The organism is Alkalicoccus urumqiensis (genome assembly GCF_002993335.1).
Taxonomy (GTDB): Bacteria; Bacillota; Bacilli; order Bacillales; family Salisediminibacteriaceae; genus Alkalicoccus; species Alkalicoccus urumqiensis.
In genome coordinates this window covers 1-20,319 of record NZ_PVNS01000014.1, presented here as the reverse complement: position 1 = coordinate 20,319, position 20,319 = coordinate 1, and the positions used below count along the sequence as shown (strand labels likewise).

Sequence of the window (20,319 nt, the reverse complement as noted above, 5' to 3'; positions counted from 1 at the left end):
CTCTCCCCCTTTAGGGGGAAGACGATCCCAGGTGTGAGGGGGCTTATATATGCTTCAACCCGATATAGAAAGTAGAATTTGTTCTTATTTTTATCTGAAAGAGAAAATTAAGAAGAAGCGCTTCCAATTTCAACGGGTGCGGAAGCACTTGTATTACGGAAAAACATTAACCACGCGCACACAGGAAACGCAGGAAGGGCTCTCGTTGATCACTGTGGGCTTTCGTGTGGAAGATGAAGTGCTTGATATGTTACTGGCCCAGGAGGAAATGAAGTACACAGAAGGGCTGCTTATGCGAAAACAACGGTACTTCGATCAGTTTATGAACCGGCTGGATCCCTTAGAACAGAAATACTTATACCAGCGATTCAAGAAAAAAGATCATACCATCATTAATGAGGAGTTGGATCAGCAGGCTGCCGATGAAGTGGACGAGATCGAAACAGCCATTAATTATATATACGGCTTTCCGAAAGAAGAAGAAAGAACGGAAGGGCTAAGTATTGCCGAAGTGTGCGAAAGGATCGGGATTTAACATGCGTCGGATGCCGAAAAACCAACTGGCAAAGCATTATTTAAACCGATGGGGTTATTTTGATTCCCACATGGAGGGATTGGAGCCGATGGAATTGGAGAAAATGAAGCTATTATACAGAGCGTTGAGCGCACTACCGCCGGAAGCCCAGGATCTACTGGAACAGAAATATAGGCTGCCTGTGCCGGAGGGGAAGAAATCAAATCGCCTGACGGATCAGGAAGCTGCGGAGAAGCTGGGCTGGACGGTGGAGGAATACGCGGAAAAACGGATCGAAGCAGAAAAGAGGTTTCGTGAGTGGTTGGAATGAGAATCACACAGTGAATTAATTTGAATTATTTAATGACATGTATTGAAATGAGTAGTGACAACATTTATTCTATACTTATAGTTAATTGGATTTAATTTCCTCGGATAGAACGAGAACGGAGAGTGATAACATGTTTGCTCCAGAGTTGCGCGAAAAGCTAGGTATTTCAAATTCAACTTTATATCGTATGGAAAAAGAAGGGCTTCCTTTCACTAAATTCGGAAGAAATAAAGTTTATGATTATGATCAAGTATATGCTTGGCTTAATCAAAAAAATGCCAACCTTTCAGAATTTAAGCTCGGATCATCTTATTCGAATGAAGAGATTTCAAGTGGATTTAAATGTGGTACTCAAGGAGGAATGCGTCGCTCACATACTACCAACACTTTGGTTCTCTTTACTGATCGGACCAAAGAATATGCGGATCGTTGGGAGATTGATGAGAACGGTGAAGAAGTTTTGCACTATACTGGAATGGGTTTAGAAGGAAATCAATCCTTAGATAATGCTCAAAATAGAACACTAGCTAATTCACATAGCAATGGTATTCATATTTATCTGTTCGAGACAATGCAACCAGGAGAACATTTCTTCAGGGGAGAAGTTCATTTAAGCGCTGAACCTTATACCGAATCCCAGAAAAATCGAAAAGTATGGATGTTTCCTCTAAAACTTGTTGTAAGCAATCCCTTGCCTGAACAAGTAGTAAAGCTCCGAGAAGCTTCTGAAGAAAGCTATTTCAATAAACATTCAGCAAATATTTTACGAGAAAAAGCTGATGAACAAATATATGCTTCGGCGCGCATAATAACTACCATTCACTATGAGAGAAACAAATATTTAAAAGCATATGTTAAAAAAAGGGCAGAAGGAAAATGCGAGTTTTGTGGATCGAATGCCCCGTTTCAGAGCGATGATGGAGAGCCGTTTTTAGAGATTCATCATATTATTTGGCTTTCTCGAGGGGGAGCAGATGATAAGTTCAATACATGTGCAGTTTGTCCAAATTGTCATCGTAAAATTCATTATTTCGATGATAGAGACACAGAAGTTTATTTATTGGATATGGTAGCTCAAAAAGAAACAGAACAATAATTTTCGGATTTTAGCGTTACAGGCAGTAGTTTAGCTTTTGCTGAACTACTTTCTATCATAATAAATTACATTTAGTCATTGATGTCAATTTTTATTAAAGGAAGTGAAAGTGTGGAAGGTATATTAGAAGCTTTCCCAACTGAAATTTGGGTGGTATTGATTACTTTTTTAGGGGTTGCTATCAACGCTTTTATCTTAAGGTCAAACGTTAAAAAATCTAGAATATCTGAAAGTATTATTTCTCAACGAATTGAATGGAGCCAGACTGTAAGGCAGCTGTTTGTAGAATTTATTTCTTTGGCTAGAGAAGAACATTCGACTTCTAACAAAAAGCGGATGGTAAAAATTGTAGATGAACTTTCGTTACTTTTTCGAGTTTCGGAAAGAGTACCAGAGCTTTTATTGAAAAAGAAAATTGAGTATATCTACAATATAGAAAGCCCAGAAGCTTTTAAAACAGATGGAACGGTTATTAGCGATATTATCAATCTACAAAGAATCATATTAAAAAGTGAATGGAAGCGTATAAAAGTAGAAGTTGAAAAAGGAAAGTTATTAACTTCACGAAAAGTTAATTTAATCACTAAAAAAGTAGCGCGTGATTACCGATTAAGAGAAGAATTTATAGAATTTCATAAGAAAAATGCGAACGAAAAAGGTATTGCATCTGATTTATTTAACGAAATAGAGAAATTATTTGAGATTAAAATAGTCTATAATTTTTCAGTAAAGACAAGGAAGTTTATAAAAAAGGTCTACTCGAATATATTTAAAAAGCGATAGAATGTACAAATTCGAATGTTAATTAGGCAGAGATCAATAAAATAATGTGAGTTTACATATAAAACTATTGGAGTAATTTATAGAAATTTTAATAATATCAACTGAGGGCTAAGGATTTATTTAAGTCATATGCGGGTAGAAATATAATTAATTCTAGCTAACTTTAACTCTGTTCTTAACTTCTAAAACATTACTGCGGTGTAGTATGGGTTATTCTTGTATAAATGCTGTAATTACAATGAAAAGATGACTTTTGGGAGGGAATATATGAGCATAAATAGAGGAGATTCTTTGGAAATTAAAAGGTTAATTCTAAATAAAGCAATTGAACTGGTAAATATTTTAGCCTTATAGTCATTTATCTCTTAAGGACATGACAAATTTGATTGTCTATAGTACACTCTAATTAGACTAAGATACTTTTTTCAAGTATTGCTTTAGTTTCAATATATTTCAAGAAAAAAAGTCTAGGGTTTCTTTTATTAAAATTTATCATCTTAATCTATCGCGAACACCCGGGAAGGTTGTCCAGTCGAGTTTTAAAGGTGAACTTTTTATTTGTAAAAAAGCGTGAAGTTATAATTATTAAAATAATTTCTTGATCTTATTCTAGGGTCACTAAAATAAGCCTTGACTTTTATTATAATTGATTCCACTTCTTATGTGAGGAAGATGTTATGGGATTTGCAGTAGATATAAATGGATTTCACGGCACTAAAGAGGATTATGCTCGTTCAATATGTGAAAGTAAAACTTTCACATATAAAAATAGAGACAATCATTGGTTAGGTCAGGGTATTTATTTTTTTAGAGATGATCCTGAACAAGCCATGAAGTGGGCTCTTAAGGGTTTGAAGCATGGGGACAAGGGAGTAGTAATAAGAACCAAGATTAGCAGTGATTTTTCATCATTTTTAGACCTTAATACTCAAACGGGCATTGAGAGATTCCAACAACATGTAGAGGAAGTAGATAGTGTTGTTTCTAAAATTGAAAGTCTGCAAGTAAAAGCTACAATAGATGGTAAGCAAAACAATGCCAATCATCGAATGCGTTGTGCTGTGATGGATTTATTGCCTCCTCAAATCAAAATCGTCCAACAATATTTTGAAATAGAAAACCCTCCTAAAAAAATATCAGAAAATGAATTTCTACGAAAAATGAATATTAAACCATATAGTGTCCAAATTTGTGTAAGAGATAAAGAAGTGATTGATCAAGAGAGTATAGTTATACACGAAAAGAAATCGAGAGAGCAGAAACGGAAGTTCCATAAAACCTCTAGTAAAAAAATAAATTATAAATAGAAAGGTGATGCACTATGAATACTAGTTATATCACCAAAGAGAAATTAGAAGAAGTAGCTGAAAGGTATGGACTTGAATTGAAAGAAAAGGGTGATCCGGGGTTTTATATCGAGAACCAAAAAATTAATTTAGAGAGCCTATTTTCTGATGTATTAAATCCAATTAATTTTAAGGTTATTGATAATTTAAATGTAGAAGTGGATAAAAAACTTAAAAAAATAGACGAAAGAAGTTTCAATGAACAATTTGAAATTTCAGAAATTATTGGAGCAGCTTAACCTATGAAATCAAAATTACAGTTCAATGATTATCAAGTCTTAGAAACCTATTACAAATATGACCCGGACAATCAATTAGAAGAAGAAACTGTATCACCAGACTTCAACTTAAAAATTCAGTATTTAAACAATGAGAAAACAGAGGCTTTTCTAAATCTAGGTGTAAGGCTAGGTGATAAGAACTTAGATCAAAACTCGTTTTATATGGAAGCCCAAGTATTAGGAAGATTTTTAGTGGTTTCTGGTGATGAAGATTTACCTGAAGGTTTTGTTGAGAATATGTTTCGTAAAAATGCCTTAGCTATTTTATACCCGTATATGAGGGCGCTAGTGACTACTTTGAGTAATAATGGGAGCGAAGCACCTATTATGTTACCTCCGATGAATATAGCTGAGATGATTGAATCTAAAGACAAAATTGAAGAGCTTAATTTTGAAGAAGATAGTTAACGCTTAACAACTATTTTCTTCATTTAATATTATCTTCTTTCTGTATTAATCTTTGGGCCCTCCCCTTACCTTCCTATTGCCTGCCCAGCAACTCATTATTAACTCACAATTAACTCACAAATTAGGGGAATGAAAGAAAACGAGTGAAGTATAAAACTTCTCGAAACCTTGATATTACGGCATTTTTTAATCTGGTGAAAACCGGGAAATATGCTGACTTTTAAGAGCGTAAGAAGTACGGTCTCAAGGCCGCACGTCGTGCTCCTCAGTTCTCGAAGCGTTAATCAATCCTTTATATTCCACTGTACCGCGCACCATGGATCCTGTGGACGGATCCGCGCATCGTACAGCCGCCCCCTCTGCTTTCCAACCCTTGCAGAGGGGGTTTTTGTGTTTGATGCGTTTAATGCTGCCGGGAATCGATGTGGAAAAAGGAGAAAGGGGCCGGAACGATCTTCCTGGACCCGGCCGATACTTGGTCCGCTTCCGTCCAATGGTGGTCCGGTAGAGCCTGAAAGGTGGCCCGCGGAGCGCAGTTTCTGGTCCGATATCGGGCGCCTGGTCCGGCAGACTGCAATTTTGGTTCGTTTTCTCGTGATTCTGTTCCGGTGGAGCCCGGGCCTGGGCCGAAAGCACGCAGAGCTGGTCCGCGTTTTTCCAGGACATCCGTTTTCCGCCATTCCGGAGCCTGGAAGTCTTCCTTACCTATTCAACAAAAACCAAAAAAAGCTGTCTGTGATCAAAAATGATCAAAGACAGCTTTTTTGTCGTCCGCTCCCCTGCTACTCCAATGTCTGCCGGAGTTTGGTGATGATTTCTTCCATGAAGATGAAGAAGATGGTGCGGGTTTTTTCGAAGGCGAGCAGGTCGCCTTCCTGTTTGTACGGCGACAGGTGGAAGATGTAGTCGGCACTGGAGTCGCGCGTGTTCAACGGCTCTTCGAGGACGAGCATCGTCTGGGCACCCTGCTTCTGCACGGCGCCGAGGAGCGGTTCGAAGGACTTGAAGGTGCCGGTAACGGAAAAGATGATGAGCAGGGTGTCTTTGTCCGCCAGGCGCTCCGTGTAGTCTTCGTGCTGCGTGACGAGTACATTGCGGTCGGTGACGGTCCGCAGCTTGTAGCCGAAATACTCGGCGCAGATGTAGGACGGGCCGAGGCCGAATAAAATAACCTTTTTAAAGCGGAGGAATACCGAGACGAAATCGTCGGCAAGCGCCGGGTCGTAGTGTTCGAGAAACTGCATGAGCCGGCGGATCTCTCCGGATGGAGGGGAAGCCGGCGTGCCGTCTTCGAGACCGCTGAAATAGCGCTTATACTGTTTGAAGCTGGTAAAGCCGAGCTTTCGGACGAGCTTCGAGATTTTGGACGGAGACACGCCGCACTGTTCGGCGGCGTGAACGATCGTCAGCTTCTCCTGCTCGCTGACCGCCTGCTTCAGCGTGTCATGCGTAGCCTTTTCCAGCGTAGTTAAATGATCTGTTCGTAACGTCAGCATGATGTCATCCTTATCTTTCGCAGATTTTCCATAAAACTGTTTTCTCCACTATATCATATTCCGGTCTGCAAAGAAGGTGTGGGCCCGCTTGAGAATGTCGTCGGTGTTCGGGCGGACATGACGGACGACCGAGGCCTCCCACTCTGTGTAGAACTGGTGGCGCTGCTTGTCCGGTGGGAAAACGGCATCGTTTCGGATCATGGCGCGCTGCGCTTCCGAAAAGCTGCCGTAGGTGCCGAGATAGACGGCGGCACTGACAGCGGCGCCGAGGCAGGCACTGCTTCTGCCGCTTCGCCGCGCTGCAGGCAGGCCGAAGGTGTCTGCGAGAATCTGCATGAGGACATCGCTTTTCGCACCGCCTCCGGTAACGACGAGCGCCTCGATGGTATCATCGATTTCCTTCAGCATGGCACCGATGTTGGCTTTCATATCAAACGCGATCGCTTCCAGGATAGAGCGGTAGATGTGCACGGCGGTGTGGCGCTCATCAAAGCCGATCATCATGCCGCGCCGGTACGGCAGATCCGGGCTGGAAAGCCAGTCGAGCACGGTAAGAAGCCCGTCGCTTCCAGGTGGAATGGAGGCGGCTTCCCGGTTTAAATAGTCCTCTTCGGTGAGCCCCTCTCTGTCTGCGCGGCCTGTCAGCTCTTCACCGATCAGTTTTTTAAACCAGCTGACGGTCCACATGCCGCGGCGGATACCGCTCGATTCGTATACATAGTGGAATGGAACGGCCGCGAGTGTCGGAAAGAAGTTCGCCGCGTCCGGAAAATCCCGATCCCGGTAAAGCATAGCGGAAATGAACGTACCGAGAGAGATCATCGCAGTCGATTCATCCTCAATACCGCTTCCGAGTACTTCCACGGCTTTGTCGTTCGCGGTCGCGACGACCGGAAGTCCTTCCTTCAGTCCGAAACGCGTGGCAAGCTCCGGTTTCAGTGTGCCGAGCTTTTCTCCGGGACGGACGAGGTCGAACAGCATCTCCCGCGTGACGCCGTTTTCCTCCAGGACGCTCTCGTCGGTGCTCCAGTCAAGTGTGGTGCGGTCGAGCGGCCAGTTTACTTCGTAGTTGGCGGCTGTGTCTGTTTTTTCGCCCGTCAGCTTCAGGCCGAGGTAGCCGGACGTACTCGTGACATACTGCACGCGGTCGTCTTCGTGCCGGTAGGGCGAAGCGAGGCGCTCATCCATCCAGCTGATGACCGGCTGGGCGAGCGTGCCGTCTTCCTGAAGCAGTACGCGGCAGCTTCTGATCGTACACAAGCCGATGGCCTGAATGTGACGCGGGTTTTCCTTGAACTGTCCGAGGCACTTGGTGACGGCGTCGACGAGGGTGTCCCAGAGGTCGTCATCGGGGTGGACGACGGTGCCGGGGGCGGGTGTGTCGGGTTCGCGGAGCGGGGAGGAGGCGAAGGCGTATTCGCGCCCGCTCGTGTCGAAGATGATGACTTTGGTGCTCTGGGAGCCGCTGTCGATTCCCATGATGTAATTGTTCATCGGGGGTCCTCCTTTCATTTGGAAAGAAAGGGAGAGCGCCGGGCCCTCCCTTTATGGCCGGTGGTTACCGGCGGATATATTTTTTGATTTCTGCGTCCTGCGGGAAGATGGTGCCGTGGTTCATGATGCCATTCGGGTCGTAGGCGTGTTTGAGCTGCTCGAGCATGTAGTAGGCCGATCCGTGCTCTTCTTTCGTCCACTCGGAGCGGTATTTGCCGATGCCGTGGTGATGGCACATGGAGCCGCCCTGCTTGAGTGTTTCTTCGATGATGATTTCGTGGATCGGGTGGTGATACGTGAGCAGTTCCTCTTCCGGTTCGCAGTTGATGGTGTAATTATAGACGAAGTACATGTTCGTGCCGTTCAAATAGCTGTGGGAGGAGTGTCCGCCGAGCATCGTCAGGTCGTCATAGCGGTCGAATTCGTTTTTGATCCGTTCCATGACGTTGTGGTAGATGATGGCGATGTTCTCCCAGTCTGCGGATACTTCGGTCGTGAAACCGTCGTGGGTGTTGTTCTCTTCCATGTCGCGGAATTCTTTTTCGATACGACTCTGATCCCAGTTCAGGTTTTCAAACCAAGTCTGGATATGGGCCGGATCCACTTTTTCAACGACATTTTCGGAAAACGTCTCCACGGCCTCGTACACGGCCTGGTTTGTCGCTTCCACAAGTCCTTTTGGCCCTTCGTTCATGAAGATGAGCACATGCTCGCCTTTGTAGAAGTGGCTGAAGTGCTGTTTTGCGTCATCCGGTGAATACAGGCGTGCCACGGACGGTCGGTAGCCGTTGACCATGACTTCCCGGAGCATTTTCAGCCCGCTGTCGACGGAATCGACGAGGTAGCCGTGGAACGTGTTGTTTTCCGGGTAGAATTTAAAGATTTTGACGGTCACTTCCGTAATGTAGCAGAGTGCACCTTCGTTGCCGATGGCAATATGACGGATGTCGGGACCGCCGGAGCGGCGAGGCACGTTTTTGATTTTGGAAATGTGGCCGTTTGGAAAAACGCATTCCAGACCGACGACCATATCTTCAATGGCGCCGTACAGCGTGGAAAACTGGCCGATGCTCCGCGTGGAGACGAGTCCGCCCATCTGCGCAACCGGTTTGGACTGCGGCGAGTGGCCGGTCGTAAAGCCTTTTTCCCGGAGCTCATCTTCGAGCTGCTGGAGCGGGACGCCTGCCTGGACGGTCGCCTGCATGTTATACGTGTCGAGCTTGATGATGCGGTTCATTTTCGAGCCGTCGACGACGATCGTTTCGTCTTTCCAGTTTTCCAGTCCGCCTTCTGTGGCGGTTTTTCCGCTTCGTGGAATGACGTTAATGCTGTGGTCGCTGCAGTACTGCAGCAGGGAGGAGACTTCCTCAGCGGATTCCGGGAATACAATCGCAAGCGGAAGCGGCACGTCGAGGACGTTTTTCACTTTTGCGTATTTTTTGTAGCGGTCGGCGGAGGCGTCGTAAAGGGCCTCCTTGTCGGTGATGATCCGGTTTTCGGAAAGAATTGCGGTTAAATCCTGTGTCAGTGCTGCTGTCATAGTAAAAATCTCCTTTCTATTTTTAACGGACGAGGTAGCCGCCGTCCACGGTGAGCAGTGTGCCGTTGACATAATTGGACGCATCGGATGCGAGATAGACGCAGGCGCCCATCAAATCAACGATATTTCCCCAGCGCGCAGCGGGGATATGGTCGAGCACACGCTGATTGGCGCCGGCGTCGGCGCGTGTCGCGGTCGTGACATCGGTGGCGAAGTAGCCCGGCGCGATGCCGTTTACCTGAATGTTGTACTGCGCGAGTTCATCGCAGTAGGCTTTCGTCAGTCCGGCCAGGCCGTGCTTGGTGGCGGCATAGGCCGGGGACCACTGCCCGCCGAGAAACGAGAAGAGCGAGCACGTATTGATGATCTTGCCGCTCTCCTGGCGGATCATGTACGGGCATGCCTCTGCGATCAGTTCAAATGGTGCGTTTAAATTCACGGACACCATTTTGTCCCACTGCAGCCGCGTAAACTGCGTGACGTCTTTTTCGTTGATGCTGATGCCGGCATTGTTCATTAAGATGTCGAGGCTTCCGAACGTATCGATACACTCCTCGACGACCTCGCGGCAGACCCCTTCCTTCGTCAAATCGGCGATTTTAAGATGAAACCGGACGCCTTCCGCCTCCACGAGCCGCTTCGTTTCCCCGCCGTCATCCTCCAGGGATACGACGAAAATATCGGCTCCGGCTTTGGCAAGCGCCAGCGTAAAGCCCTGCCCGAGTCCGGAGGTACCTCCGGTAATGAGGGCTGTTCTGCCATGAAGATGGAAGAAGTCCATCTGAAAGTCGGTAATGTGCTCCATTTTTCGCTGCATGAAGAACCTCCTGTCGCGTAAATCGGGTGGTTTCCCACCGGTTGTCTCCGCTTTTGTATCCAGACATATCGTAATACGACCGGCAGGAGAAAACAAGGTAATAACGTAAAATTTTCTTTTTCACACGTTATAAACAATGGTATAAGGAAAATTTTCTTTATGTCAAAGGAGATTTCCGGTGGTAACTGTAGATAACACAAGGAAATATGCTGTACCTGCCGTATAACAGGGAAAAGAGGAAAATTTTCGTTTTATACGGCGTGTAAGCGGATTTTACTTCTAGACGCGAATGACTTATGCTGAATAATAGTTGCCTCGGCAGAGAGGAAAGTAACGCTGTGACAGCCGTCAGCGGCTTTCTTCTTTTTTTGTGCTGAAAATAGGCGGAAAGCAATGAAGGAAAATTTTCCTTAACAAATGCTTTTCTGGAAAGGGGAGAGACGATGGGAGACTTTTTTTCTTATCTCGGACGGAATTACGATGATATTTTTTCCTATACGATCGAGCACGTGCAGCTCCTCGGTGTCAGTATTACGCTGGCGATCTTAATCGGTGTGCCGCTCGGCGTCTACTTAACAACCAATGAGAAGCTTGCGGAAACCGTGCTTCAGGCAGCATCCATCATCCTGACGATTCCGAGTATTGCCTTATTCGGGGTCATGATCCCAATCTTGTCGCTTATCGGGCAGGGGGTCGGATTTCTGCCGGCGGTCATTGCGCTGATTCTGTATTCCCAGCTTCCGATTATCCGTAACACGTACACCGCGATCAACAACGTGGATCCAAACGTACGGGATGCGGCGAAGGGGATCGGCATGACGACGATGCAGCGGCTGTTAAAAGTAGAGATTCCAAACGGGCTGCCGCTGATTATGGCCGGCGTACGCACGGCGACGGTGCTGAGCATCGGAATCGGGGCGATCGCTGCCTTTATCGGCTCCGGCGGCCTCGGCGTACTGATTGATATGGGTATTTCACGGGGGAACCAGAACATGATTCTGGCCGGCGCCATTTCGATTTCCATTCTGGCGATTGCAGCCGACTTCGGTCTGAAGAAGCTGCAGCAGAAATTCTCCCCGAAAGGAATTTCATGATGAGACATGGAGGGGTTCGATGATCGAATTTAAAAACGTATCCAAAGTATATCCTGGAGACATCAAGGCGATCGATGACGTCTCCATCACCGTGGAGCACGGCGAATTCGTCGTCCTGCTCGGACCATCCGGGTGCGGGAAAACGACGCTTCTACGTATGGTGAATCAGCTGGAGGAGCTCACCGAGGGGGAAATTGCCGTCGAGGGGAACAACATCCAGGAGCTGAATAAATTTGAAATGAGACGAAATATCGGCTATGTCATTCAAAGCAATGGCCTGTTTCCGAATATGACGATCGAAGACAACGTAATGGTCGTTCCGTCGATGCTCGGTTGGACCAAAGAAGAGAAAGCGGAGCGGTTTGCGTACTTAATGAACTTGATCGGCATGCCGCCGGAACAGTACGGAGAGAGCTTTCCGCATGAGCTTTCCGGAGGCCAGCAGCAGCGCATCGGGGTCGCACGGGCACTCGCCGCCGACCCGCCGGTCATGCTGATGGATGAGCCGTTCGGCGCGCTCGACCCGATTATCCGCAGCCGGATCCAGGAGGAGTTCCTGGAGATCCAGCGTTCGCTGAAAAAGACGATTCTTTTCGTCAGCCACGATATTGATGAGGCGATCAAGCTCGCTGATAAAATCGTGCTGTTAAAAGACGGGAAAGTACAGCAGTTTGATAAGCCGGCAGAGCTGTTGAACCAGCCGGCCAATGAATTCGTTGCGGAGTTTGTCGGAGAGGACAGCGTACTGAAGAGTCTGAGCCTGTATACGGTAAAAGATCTTCTGGAAGGCGCACCGCCGACGGAAGGTGCCGCACCGGACGCCTCTGATGCCATATTTGAGGAAACGGCGTCGCTTCGGAGTGTGCTTTCTGCGCTTCTGACGCCATCACAGAAAAACGTCTGGCTGAAAAACAACGAAGGGCGGATCTTCGGCCCGGTCAGTGCCGCACAGATCGAATCGTTCGTGCACAGAATGACCGTCACCGCCTGAAGAAAGGAGGATTCTCTTGAATAGTAAAGCAGTGATTGCCTGGGTCGTGAAAATCGCTTTCTGGGCGCTGATTGTGCTTTTTTTCTGGTGGACGATATCCAACAACATGTTTTCCCAGCTTCTGGAAAACCCGGACCAGTTTTTCGGCCTGCTTGGAAGGCACCTGCAGATCGTTCTGATCTCCTCCACACTTGCCTTACTGACGGCAGTGCCGGCAGGGATCCTGTTGACACGGCCGAAATACCGGAAGTATGAGTGGCTGCTCGTCAACACGGCAAACCTTGGGCAGACGATTCCGAGTATTGCGATTCTGGCGCTTGCGATGGGCTTTTTAGGCATCGGTATTCAGGCAGCCATTCTCGCACTCTACGTGTATTCACTTCTGCCGATTCTGCAGAACACGATCGCCGGACTGAAGTCCGTGAACCCATCGGCAAAAGATGCGGCGCTCGGCATGGGAATGACGCCGAAGCAGATTTTGTGGAAAATCGAGCTGCCGATGGCCGCAAGCTCCATGATTGCAGGAATCCGGACAGCGATCGTGTTAAACATCGGTACGACCGCGCTTGCCTACCTGATCGGCGGCGGAGGACTGGGTGTCTGGATATTCACCGGCATTCAGCTGTTTGACAATACGTATTTAATTTCCGGAGCGGTTCCGGTCACACTTCTTGCTGTATCCGTGGACCAGCTCTTCCGGCTGCTGCAGTTTTTCCTCGTGCCAAAGGGCATCCGCCTGGCACAGAAAGCAGCCATTCAATCAGCATAACGTACATTTTATTAAAGGGGATGAATCACATGAAAAAGAAACTTATGGGACTATCAGCTGTAATCGGAAGCGCTGCGCTTCTCGGCGCCTGTGGAGGCGGCGACGAAAAAGAAGTAACGGTCGGTGCGAAAAACTTCACCGAACAGTTTATTCTGGCTAAGATGACTGAAATTATGCTGGAAGAAAACGATTTTACCGTCGACATGGTCGATAACATGGGATCGACGGCACTCCGTCAGGCACTGGAATCCGGTGAGGTGGAAGTAACGTGGGATTACACAGGAACCGGTCTGATCACGTATAATGGCGAAGAGCCGATCGCAGTCAAAGAAGAAGCATACGAAGCGATTCAGGAAATCGACGGCGAGCAGGGTCTCACGTGGACGAACATTTCCGACATCGACAACACGTATACGCTCATGATGCGCCAGCAGGACGGAGAAGAGATGGGCATTTCCACGATTTCTGATCTTGCGGAGCATGTCAACGAGAATCCAGAGGAAATGACGTTTGCCACGGACGCAGAATTTGGTAACCGCGACGACGGTCTCCCGGGCGTCGAAGAGACGTACGGCTTTGAATTCGGCAGCTCCCAGGTAAGCGAGATGAGCTACGGCCTGAACTATGAAGCGATCAATAACGAAGAAGTGAACGTCGCGATGGGGCATGCCACAGACAGCCGGATCGAAGAGTATGACCTCTTCAACCTCGAGGACGACCAGCAGTTCTTCCCGTCCTATCATGCGGCGATGTCCATGAGCACCGAGGTGCATGAAGAATACCCGGAGATTGAAGAAATCATGGCGCCGCTCGCCGAAGAGCTCGATACCGAGACGATGATGGGCCTCAACTACCAGGTGGACATTGAAGATGAAAACGTCGACGACGTCGCACGCACGTACCTTGAAGAAAACGGCTTTATCGAATAACGAACGACGCGCCGCAGGAGAACGCCTCCTGCGGTATTTTTTTAGCCTATAACATATAATATTCGAAATCTGTTTAACGCAAACCTGCCAGGGGCTGCAGCATTTCAGTGTTCTGTTCCATGTACCGTTTGTTTCTGTTGGTAGAGCTTCTCCGCTGTCCGGTAGAAGCCTGCGTGGGCTTGTTTTCCAGCCGGACGTTTCACACTATACACATTCTATTCTCTCTTTTTTTGGTGGTTTTCGTAGATGAGAGAGCCTGGAAGCGGCAGTTTGATATCATTTGAAAAACACCGGACCAGAAACAGCCGTCCGCGGACCAGCATGGCTCGTTTTCGGAACACGCCGGCCCTGTATCGGACCAAAAACAGGTTCAACCGGACCAGGCGCTTCGTAACGGACCAACTTCCGTCGAAATCGGACCAGGTTCTGCACCAAACCGGACCAACTTTCCAGGCCATCGGACCACCGGCCGCCGGAACTTCCGGCGCCCCCTCTGCTCCAAGCCGTCTCCTGCTCTCGTCCCGCAGTTCTTATTCCCTCCGGCACGCGTACGGCTGCAGGTGCAGGGAGGAAACGGGAACCTATTCAGCAAACCTCCCTTTTCTTTAGGCTCTTTTACTTAAGCATGCCAGGGGCTGCAGCATTTCAAACCGTTGTTAAAATACATCGCTGCTTTCTATGGATCGTGCTTCTCCGCTGTCCGGCGGTGCGGAGCCGTGCTTCTTGAAGTGAAGCATTTTCTCCCGCATTCCACACCAATCCCGGGTCAAAGGAACCGTTTTCCATTCAACAAGAAAAGAAGGGGATAGATGGAAATGAAAGGGGGTATAGGCTGGTAAATAGAAGGGAGGAATGCAAGATGAAAACAAAATCGTGGATAACTGGTGTACTGACATTTGGATTGATGCTGTTTTTTGGAACGAGTGCCCAGGCGGTCGTCGATAGTGATTACCGGGAGATTCAGCCGACCATTCTCGTGAACGGGGCAGCGCCGGTCGATGAGAGAGATCCGGCACAGATTTATGAGGGCCGGACGATGGTGCCGGTACGAAGTGTGTTTGACTACATGGGTGCGACCGTCCGGTTTATTGCCGATGGCAGTGACAAAGCAGTGTACATACGCCGCAACAGTACGGAAGTGGTTTTTCCGGTCGGGGAGGACGAAGTCATTGTGAATGGCGAAATGATCGAAGAAGCAGCCCCGCTCCGCATTGAGGACGGGCGCTCCCTCATTCCGCTCCGGTTTGTAAGCGAACTGTTCGGTGCCGACGTGGCATGGAATAACACGTGGAAAACGGCCCGGATTACAGACGCAGCATCCCCCGGCTACGGAGAAGAGGACGGGACCTCCCTTCTGGACGGACGGCCCTACGAGCGGAGAGAACGTACCGGAAACGGCTATGAGTACTACAATCCGCTGACGGACCGGACAGTTGTGACGGTTAGTAAGGGAGACGACAACGCCACATCCGTTAGCACGAGCTATGCATTTTCGCCGCTCGTCCGCTATGCTGCGGGGGAAATTGCAGCAGCAGAAGGATTCCCGGTAGAGCCGGCCCGGTTTGCCCGGATGACCATGTATTCTTCTACCCTGGAAATTAACGCTCCGATCGATATCGTCGGCGGACTCCGCTTCCAATCTTCCTTCAACCTTTTTAATGAAGTCTGGACAGTTTCCTGGCCTTACGAGGATTAACACAGCGTCCGCAGTTTTGAAAGCCGAATAATTAATTAGAGGCGGAACCGTAAACACAAAAAAGCCGAACGATCCTGCAGCTCTTGAAAGAGATGTCAGGGCTCGTTCGGCTTTTTTCCTGTGGTTGAAAGCAGATGTTCCGTCATCCATGTATACAAAGCGTCGGGCGCTGACACAGCTGGATGTCAGCGCCCAAATGATTAGTCATCCTGCAGCTGATGATTGATGCCGACGGTGTCTTCGACCGGAAGCACAAACGACACGCCTTTCCCGGGTGCGCTCAGCTCGCAGTCGTCTTCGATCGCCCGGAGGACGGCATCGGTTTTGGACGTGCGGATGAGCGTTAATACGACGTCTTTTTCCGGCTCGATCTGCATGGAAAGCAGCTTCGCTTTTTCGTTGACGCCGCTTCCCCGGCCGTTCATCACCGTACCGCCCTCTGCGCCGGCGCGGTTGGACGCATCGATAACTTTGCCGGATTTTCCTTTCTCCACAACCGTAATGATCAAATTAAACCCCCGGTGCTTTACATCATCAGTCATGTCATCCAGCTCCTTTGTCGAATCATCATATCCAAGGTGGGCAATGCCGAGCGTCCGCCGGGCATCCAGAATACAGCCGATGCCCCGGCCGGGTTTATGCAGCCTGGCCGCACTGCTGATAGCGTCCACAATATCCGGAAAAATGTCCTCCGGGGCAAGCGTCAGAAGAATTTCCTTTTCATGCAGGGCATCGACGCCGAAAAAACGACGTTTCTCATGGATCCCCACTCCTTCACCGAGAAGAATCGTTCCTCCGGAGGCCCCGGCTTTTTTGGACGCTTTCACCAGCCGGGAAGCCTTTCCGCGCTTGACGATCGTTACCATTATTTTATGATCCCCGCGGAATGTTTTCATGAATTGGAACGCTCCTTCCATTGATAAAGTAGGCCGAGTATTAAGACGGCGAGAATTGGCGTCAGCGCAACGAGCGCAATCATGCCGAACCCGTCCAGAAGCGGGTCGCGTCCTTCCGTTACAGAAGCCGTTCCCACAAAAATGGCCGTAATAAACGTGACCGTCATCGGTCCGGTGGCCACACCGCCCGAATCAAAGGCAATCGAGATGAACCGGTCGCTCGAGAAAAAGACGAGCACAAACGCCAGAATGTATCCCGGCAGTAAAACGTACCAGAGCGGAAAACCGACGACGATCCGCACCATCGACAGCGCGATCGATAACCCGACGCCGAGCGACAGCGTGATGAGCATGACGTTTTTGGAAATGGAACCGGCAGTCACCTTTTCCACCTCGTAGTTCATAATCCGGATCGCGGGCTCCGCAAACGTAGCGACGACGCCGAAAATGAAGCCGAGAATGGGAAGAAGGAGGAGCGTGTTTTCCTGCTCGCCGAGCGTCTCCCCGATGGCTTCACCTGCAGGGAAAAAGCCGATTTCCACACCCTGGAGAAAGAGTACGAGCCCCACGAACGTAAACACGAGTCCGATAAGAATATCGAAGATCCGCTTCTTTTCCAGGTGGAGAAAAAACACTTGAAACACAAAGAAAAATACGAGCAGCGGCACGATCGCTAGCGCCACTTCGGTGATCGTATGGGTGATATCTTCGAAAATAATATCAATCATCCGTACACCACCCCCAGCAGCATGACGGCGATAATCGGTCCGATCGACGCAAGGGCGACGATACCGAAGCCTTCACTCGAGGAGGATTTGCCCTGCAGGACGGACGTGACGCCGACGCCCAGAGCGAGAATAAACGGGACGGTCATCGGCCCTGTCGTCACCCCGCCGGCATCAAAGGAAATCGGCAGGAAAGACGGAGGTGTGACGAGCGCCAGGAGACCGACGAGGGTATACCCACCGAGAAGAAGGTATTTCAGCGGTACGTTGAACAGCGTCCGCACCATGGACATAAGGACGAAAATACCGACGCCTAAAGAGACGGATAAGATGAGCGTCCAGCTGCCGATGGCCCCTTCCGATACGTCATCGATCTGGTTCGCAAGCACGCGGACGTCCGGCTCCGCAATGGTGACAACCACACCGAGAACAAAAGCAGCACTTAAAATGAGCCAGACTTTGTTCGTTTTCGGAAGCGCAGCACCGATCATTTCCCCGATGGGCAGAAGCCCGATATGTACACCGACGAGAAAAAGAAACAGTCCGAGACCGACCATCACGACCCCTGCAAGAAAACGGAAAAAGAGCTCCGGAGGAAGACCGATCAGCGTATACTGCAGAATAATCACAACGGCTGCGAGCGGCAGCACGGCCATCACGACCTCTTTAAATTGTTCGTAGACATCGTTCAACCAGGACACCCCTCCCCGTAAAATCTGCTTCTATACACGCCGTACCCGTTTTCAGGCAGAAAAAAACGAAGGAGCGGCGGTTTGTGGGTGCTTCATCAGGGTATAGAGCCTTACTTATGGAGCGGAGGAGGATGTACGTTGGATTTTCAGAAAAACGACTGGGGAGCGCTGAAGGCGCCGGTGCAGGTCGAGACATTGACCAAAAGCTATTCGCTCCGCATCTGTCACCGCCAAAGCGGATTCCGAAGCGATATCAGTATGACAGAAGCTTACCGCCGCAGCAGGGAGATCACAAATCCTCATCAGTGGCTCTGGAAAACGGCGCTCGAAGGACTGGAGCGGATGAACTCCGGCACGGCGTATGTATTCAGTGGAAGCGTTCCGTTAAGCGGGATCCAGCACGCGGAAGCCAAACCGATACATGAAGCGATGGCCTATGAAGCATCTTAAAATAATATGACAAAAACGGTGCCTTCCAGAAGAGGAGGCACCGTTTTTTCCTGTCGGCATTTTAGTGGGAGCGGAACATATCCCAGAGAGCGTGCACAAATTCCACGCCCTGATAGAAAACGAGGGAGACAGCGGCGAAGCCGAGAACTCCCGTCATCATTAAACGAACGCCGTGCATTACAAAGGTTGCAGTCATCGTCAGCACTTCTTTCTGTTTGGAATATCTTCCAGTATACGCCGGAACAGCCGGATGTACAGTGAAAAACAGGTGAACAAACGTGGGAAAGGATGGGATGGGTCTATGCTGCTTCGACATGCTTTTTTGGTGCCACGACGACTTTCGGAACCTGCGTATAGGCGATGCATCCGCCGATGACAAGTGAGGTGCCGGCAGCCTGGATCCACGTCAGGCTCTCGCCGAGGAAAACGAACGCGAGAACCGCTGTGAACACCGGGTTTAAGTTTAAAAACAGTCCGGCGGTGGAGGCGCCGAGATGCTTCACGCCGTGTCCCCAGAACACCATACATAAAATCGTCGCGACAAGACTGATGTATAAAAGCGCACCGGTGAACGCCGCGTCCACCGGCGGGAGAGCAAACCGGTGCAGGTTAAACGGCAGCAGAATAATGATGCCGATAATACCGGACCAGCAGACCGACATCATCGGAGAAACATCCCGTGTCGCCCAGCGGCTGCACACCGAGTAGAGGCCGAATACGACGACGGCTGCGGTCATCCAGAGGTCGCCGGACTGTATGGTATCAACAGCCGGCATACGTCCATTCGTCATGACGAGAAGTACGCCGCCGAAGGAGATAAGCATCGCACCGAACTGCAGCGGCCGGATCCGTTCGCGGAGAAGGAGAGCGGCACAGAGTGCGATGGAAAACGTATTTAATGTGGAAATGATACCGACATTCGCAGCAGTCGTCTGATCCAGCGCAAGAAACTGAAGCACATTGAATAAGACGACACCGGTAATACCCATGCCGAGAAGCGGCAGCCAGGCCCGGGCCGGCGGGAGCACTTTTTTCTCCCGGAAAGCGATCAGCGGCAGCAGAACAGCCGCGGCAATGGCGTAGCGGAGCGTGGTGAGCGTATCTGGTGCGGCCATCGCCGCAAGCCCTTTACCAACGATGAAGTTCCCCGCCCAGAACAGACTGGCGAGAACGAGAAGCACGACGTAGCGCATGCTTTTCCTCCTCCTTTCGGAATAACATTTATGAAATAACTGTATCATGAAAAGGATATTTTTATTATATTATTCGGTATGTATGATAAAATTAAGAATAATTAAAAGTTAAATGGGATATTTAATTTAATTGTTCTGTAGAAAGGGAAAGTGGAAGGGTTTCTGCAGAAGAAACAAAAGGAGGAAATTGCATGGATCACATGGATCTGCACATTCTGGATATTCTGCAGCACGATGCGAGACTCAGCAACCAGGAAATTGCACGGAGAGTCAGTCTGTCACCGCCGGCAACCCACAGCCGCATCCGCCGTCTGGAAGAGGATGGGGTGATTGAGCGGTATACGGCGCTGCTGAACGAAGAGGCGCTCGGGTTTGATCTGCTCTGCTTTATTTTTATGAGCACAAACATTCATCAGACCGACGAACTGCAGTTTCTGGAGGGCAAGCTGAAGGAGCGGCCGGAAGTATTGGAGTGCTACTGCCTGACCGGGGAATATGATTACCTTTTGAAAATCGTCGTTTCCAACCGGAAAGAGCTGGAAACGTTCGTCCGCCGGCTGAATGAACTCGGCGGTGCCCGGATTCAGACGAGTCTGACGCTCCGCGAAGTGAAAAATTCGACGATGCTGCCGCTGGACAGGGAAAAAGCCTAATCGAGTAGGAGGAGGGTTCTCCCCTCCGTCCTCTCACACCACCGTACGTACGGATCCGTATACGGCGGTTCAATAAGTTTCGTGGAATCGTTCATGCATTTTGGTATAGAACGCGTTCATGTGGA

General features: G+C 49.1%; 23 protein-coding genes and 1 pseudogene. 15 read left to right on the top strand and 9 right to left on the bottom strand.

Annotated features, from left to right (window positions below):
• Window positions 1-49 precede the first annotated feature (49 nt).
• The 8 genes and pseudogenes from C6I21_RS13740 to rpsI form a co-directional block, all read left to right on the top strand.
• Window positions 50-535, top strand: coding sequence for a hypothetical protein (locus C6I21_RS13740; RefSeq protein ID WP_105960053.1), 486 nt, complete (start codon window positions 50-52; stop codon window positions 533-535).
• Window positions 536-614: 79 nt separating this feature from the next.
• Complete coding sequence (locus C6I21_RS13735; RefSeq protein ID WP_142393268.1) at window positions 615-845, top strand: hypothetical protein; 231 nt, start codon at window positions 615-617, stop codon at window positions 843-845.
• 130 nt (window positions 846-975) lie between these two features.
• Window positions 976-1,941 carry an SRA domain-containing endonuclease gene (locus C6I21_RS13730; protein WP_105960051.1) on the top strand — a complete coding sequence of 322 codons (966 nt, stop codon included), beginning with the start codon at window positions 976-978 and terminating at the stop codon, window positions 1,939-1,941.
• Between the two features lie 111 nt (window positions 1,942-2,052).
• Window positions 2,053-2,724 carry a hypothetical protein gene (locus C6I21_RS13725; protein ID WP_105960050.1) on the top strand — a complete coding sequence of 224 codons (672 nt, stop codon included), beginning with the start codon at window positions 2,053-2,055 and terminating at the stop codon, window positions 2,722-2,724.
• A 677-nt stretch (window positions 2,725-3,401) separates the two neighbouring features.
• On the top strand, window positions 3,402-4,031 hold the full coding sequence (locus C6I21_RS13720; protein WP_105960049.1) for a hypothetical protein: 630 nt from the start codon (window positions 3,402-3,404) through the stop codon (window positions 4,029-4,031).
• 14 nt (window positions 4,032-4,045) lie between these two features.
• Window positions 4,046-4,309: a hypothetical protein gene (locus C6I21_RS13715; RefSeq protein ID WP_105960048.1), complete on the top strand. Its 264-nt coding sequence runs from the start codon at window positions 4,046-4,048 to the stop codon at window positions 4,307-4,309.
• 3 nt (window positions 4,310-4,312) lie between these two features.
• Window positions 4,313-4,759 carry a protein-export chaperone SecB gene (locus C6I21_RS13710; protein WP_105960047.1) on the top strand — a complete coding sequence of 149 codons (447 nt, stop codon included), beginning with the start codon at window positions 4,313-4,315 and terminating at the stop codon, window positions 4,757-4,759.
• A 224-nt stretch (window positions 4,760-4,983) separates the two neighbouring features.
• Window positions 4,984-5,043 (top strand): annotated as a pseudogene (gene rpsI / locus C6I21_RS16905) (30S ribosomal protein S9); the annotation flags it as partial.
• Between the two features lie 498 nt (window positions 5,044-5,541).
• Here the strand turns inward: rpsI and C6I21_RS13705 are convergent.
• From C6I21_RS13705 to C6I21_RS13690, 4 genes are all read right to left on the bottom strand, one after another.
• Window positions 5,542-6,255, bottom strand: coding sequence for a MurR/RpiR family transcriptional regulator (locus C6I21_RS13705; RefSeq protein WP_105960046.1), 714 nt, complete (start codon window positions 6,253-6,255; stop codon window positions 5,542-5,544).
• 48 nt (window positions 6,256-6,303) lie between these two features.
• Window positions 6,304-7,749, bottom strand: coding sequence for an FGGY-family carbohydrate kinase (locus tag C6I21_RS13700; RefSeq protein WP_105960045.1), 1,446 nt, complete (start codon window positions 7,747-7,749; stop codon window positions 6,304-6,306).
• A 64-nt stretch (window positions 7,750-7,813) separates the two neighbouring features.
• Window positions 7,814-9,289: an FAD-binding oxidoreductase gene (locus C6I21_RS13695; protein ID WP_105960044.1), complete on the bottom strand. Its 1,476-nt coding sequence runs from the start codon at window positions 9,287-9,289 to the stop codon at window positions 7,814-7,816.
• A gap of 22 nt (window positions 9,290-9,311) precedes the next feature.
• Window positions 9,312-10,106, bottom strand: a complete 795-nt coding sequence (locus C6I21_RS13690) for an SDR family NAD(P)-dependent oxidoreductase (protein WP_245411651.1) — start codon at window positions 10,104-10,106, stop codon at window positions 9,312-9,314.
• A 443-nt stretch (window positions 10,107-10,549) separates the two neighbouring features.
• Here C6I21_RS13690 and C6I21_RS13685 point away from each other — a divergent pair, with 443 nt between their 5' ends.
• The 5 genes from C6I21_RS13685 (at window position 10,550) to C6I21_RS13665 (ending at window position 15,585) form a co-directional block, all read left to right on the top strand.
• The gene (locus C6I21_RS13685) at window positions 10,550-11,200 is read left to right on the top strand and encodes an ABC transporter permease (RefSeq protein ID WP_105960043.1); all 651 of its coding nucleotides are present in this window, start codon (window positions 10,550-10,552) and stop codon (window positions 11,198-11,200) included.
• Between the two features lie 19 nt (window positions 11,201-11,219).
• Window positions 11,220-12,191, top strand: a complete 972-nt coding sequence (locus C6I21_RS13680; RefSeq protein ID WP_105960042.1) for an ABC transporter ATP-binding protein — start codon at window positions 11,220-11,222, stop codon at window positions 12,189-12,191.
• A gap of 16 nt (window positions 12,192-12,207) precedes the next feature.
• Window positions 12,208-12,960: an ABC transporter permease gene (locus C6I21_RS13675; protein WP_245411650.1), complete on the top strand. Its 753-nt coding sequence runs from the start codon at window positions 12,208-12,210 to the stop codon at window positions 12,958-12,960.
• Between the two features lie 29 nt (window positions 12,961-12,989).
• Complete coding sequence (locus tag C6I21_RS13670) at window positions 12,990-13,889, top strand: glycine betaine ABC transporter substrate-binding protein (RefSeq protein ID WP_245411649.1); 900 nt, start codon at window positions 12,990-12,992, stop codon at window positions 13,887-13,889.
• 859 nt (window positions 13,890-14,748) lie between these two features.
• Entirely contained in the window at window positions 14,749-15,585 is an 837-nt protein-coding gene (locus tag C6I21_RS13665) for a stalk domain-containing protein (protein WP_105960041.1), read from the top strand.
• A 200-nt stretch (window positions 15,586-15,785) separates the two neighbouring features.
• Here the strand turns inward: C6I21_RS13665 and C6I21_RS13660 are convergent, their stop codons facing one another.
• Genes C6I21_RS13660 through C6I21_RS13650 form a run of 3 tightly spaced genes read right to left on the bottom strand, consistent with a single transcriptional unit; the run spans window position 15,786 to window position 17,898 of the window.
• Window positions 15,786-16,481: a P-II family nitrogen regulator gene (locus tag C6I21_RS13660; protein WP_105960040.1), complete on the bottom strand. Its 696-nt coding sequence runs from the start codon at window positions 16,479-16,481 to the stop codon at window positions 15,786-15,788.
• Window positions 16,478-17,209, bottom strand: coding sequence for a DUF1538 domain-containing protein (locus tag C6I21_RS13655; protein ID WP_105960039.1), 732 nt, complete (start codon window positions 17,207-17,209; stop codon window positions 16,478-16,480). Before C6I21_RS13655 ends, C6I21_RS13660 begins: the two co-directional genes overlap by 4 nt.
• Entirely contained in the window at window positions 17,206-17,898 is a 693-nt protein-coding gene (locus C6I21_RS13650) for a DUF1538 domain-containing protein (RefSeq protein WP_105960038.1), read from the bottom strand. Before C6I21_RS13650 ends, C6I21_RS13655 begins: the two co-directional genes overlap by 4 nt.
• 138 nt (window positions 17,899-18,036) lie before the next feature.
• Between C6I21_RS13650 and C6I21_RS13645 the strand changes: the two genes are divergently transcribed.
• A complete protein-coding gene (locus tag C6I21_RS13645) occupies window positions 18,037-18,348 on the top strand; it encodes a hypothetical protein (RefSeq protein WP_105960037.1) in 312 nt (103 codons plus the stop codon).
• 61 nt (window positions 18,349-18,409) lie between these two features.
• Here C6I21_RS13645 and C6I21_RS16795 read toward each other — a convergent pair whose 3' ends face one another.
• A complete protein-coding gene (locus C6I21_RS16795) occupies window positions 18,410-18,544 on the bottom strand; it encodes a hypothetical protein (RefSeq protein ID WP_280953457.1) in 135 nt (44 codons plus the stop codon).
• 103 nt (window positions 18,545-18,647) lie between these two features.
• Window positions 18,648-19,541, bottom strand: coding sequence for a DMT family transporter (locus C6I21_RS13640; RefSeq protein WP_425352509.1), 894 nt, complete (start codon window positions 19,539-19,541; stop codon window positions 18,648-18,650).
• A gap of 191 nt (window positions 19,542-19,732) precedes the next feature.
• Here C6I21_RS13640 and C6I21_RS13635 point away from each other — a divergent pair, with 191 nt between their 5' ends.
• Window positions 19,733-20,194 (top strand): Lrp/AsnC family transcriptional regulator, encoded by a 462-nt coding sequence (locus tag C6I21_RS13635; protein ID WP_105960035.1) that lies wholly within the window; start codon window positions 19,733-19,735, stop codon window positions 20,192-20,194.
• Window positions 20,195-20,319: the final 125 nt, after the last annotated feature.

Excerpts from the sequence above, each read along its gene's own strand:
- C6I21_RS13740 (WP_105960053.1), top strand. The coding sequence starts at position 50 with ATGCTTCAACCCGATATAGAAAGTAGAATTTGTTCTTATTTTTATCTG.
- C6I21_RS13730 (WP_105960051.1), top strand. The coding sequence starts at position 976 with ATGTTTGCTCCAGAGTTGCGCGAAAAGCTAGGTATTTCAAATTCAACT.
- C6I21_RS13720 (WP_105960049.1), top strand. The coding sequence starts at position 3,402 with ATGGGATTTGCAGTAGATATAAATGGATTTCACGGCACTAAAGAGGAT.
- C6I21_RS13715 (WP_105960048.1), top strand. The coding sequence starts at position 4,046 with ATGAATACTAGTTATATCACCAAAGAGAAATTAGAAGAAGTAGCTGAA.
- C6I21_RS13710 (WP_105960047.1), top strand. The coding sequence starts at position 4,313 with ATGAAATCAAAATTACAGTTCAATGATTATCAAGTCTTAGAAACCTAT.
- C6I21_RS13705 (WP_105960046.1), bottom strand. The coding sequence starts at position 6,255 with ATGCTGACGTTACGAACAGATCATTTAACTACGCTGGAAAAGGCTACG.
- C6I21_RS13700 (WP_105960045.1), bottom strand. The coding sequence starts at position 7,749 with ATGAACAATTACATCATGGGAATCGACAGCGGCTCCCAGAGCACCAAA.
- C6I21_RS13695 (WP_105960044.1), bottom strand. The coding sequence starts at position 9,289 with ATGACAGCAGCACTGACACAGGATTTAACCGCAATTCTTTCCGAAAAC.
- C6I21_RS13690 (WP_245411651.1), bottom strand. The coding sequence starts at position 10,106 with ATGCAGCGAAAAATGGAGCACATTACCGACTTTCAGATGGACTTCTTC.
- C6I21_RS13685 (WP_105960043.1), top strand. The coding sequence starts at position 10,550 with ATGGGAGACTTTTTTTCTTATCTCGGACGGAATTACGATGATATTTTT.
- C6I21_RS13680 (WP_105960042.1), top strand. The coding sequence starts at position 11,220 with ATGATCGAATTTAAAAACGTATCCAAAGTATATCCTGGAGACATCAAG.
- C6I21_RS13670 (WP_245411649.1), top strand. The coding sequence starts at position 12,990 with ATGAAAAAGAAACTTATGGGACTATCAGCTGTAATCGGAAGCGCTGCG.
- C6I21_RS13665 (WP_105960041.1), top strand. The coding sequence starts at position 14,749 with ATGAAAACAAAATCGTGGATAACTGGTGTACTGACATTTGGATTGATG.
- C6I21_RS13660 (WP_105960040.1), bottom strand. The coding sequence starts at position 16,481 with ATGAAAACATTCCGCGGGGATCATAAAATAATGGTAACGATCGTCAAG.
- C6I21_RS13655 (WP_105960039.1), bottom strand. The coding sequence starts at position 17,209 with ATGATTGATATTATTTTCGAAGATATCACCCATACGATCACCGAAGTG.
- C6I21_RS16795 (WP_280953457.1), bottom strand. The coding sequence starts at position 18,544 with ATGACTGCAACCTTTGTAATGCACGGCGTTCGTTTAATGATGACGGGA.
- C6I21_RS13640 (WP_425352509.1), bottom strand. The coding sequence starts at position 19,541 with ATGCGCTACGTCGTGCTTCTCGTTCTCGCCAGTCTGTTCTGGGCGGGG.
- C6I21_RS13635 (WP_105960035.1), top strand. The coding sequence starts at position 19,733 with ATGGATCACATGGATCTGCACATTCTGGATATTCTGCAGCACGATGCG.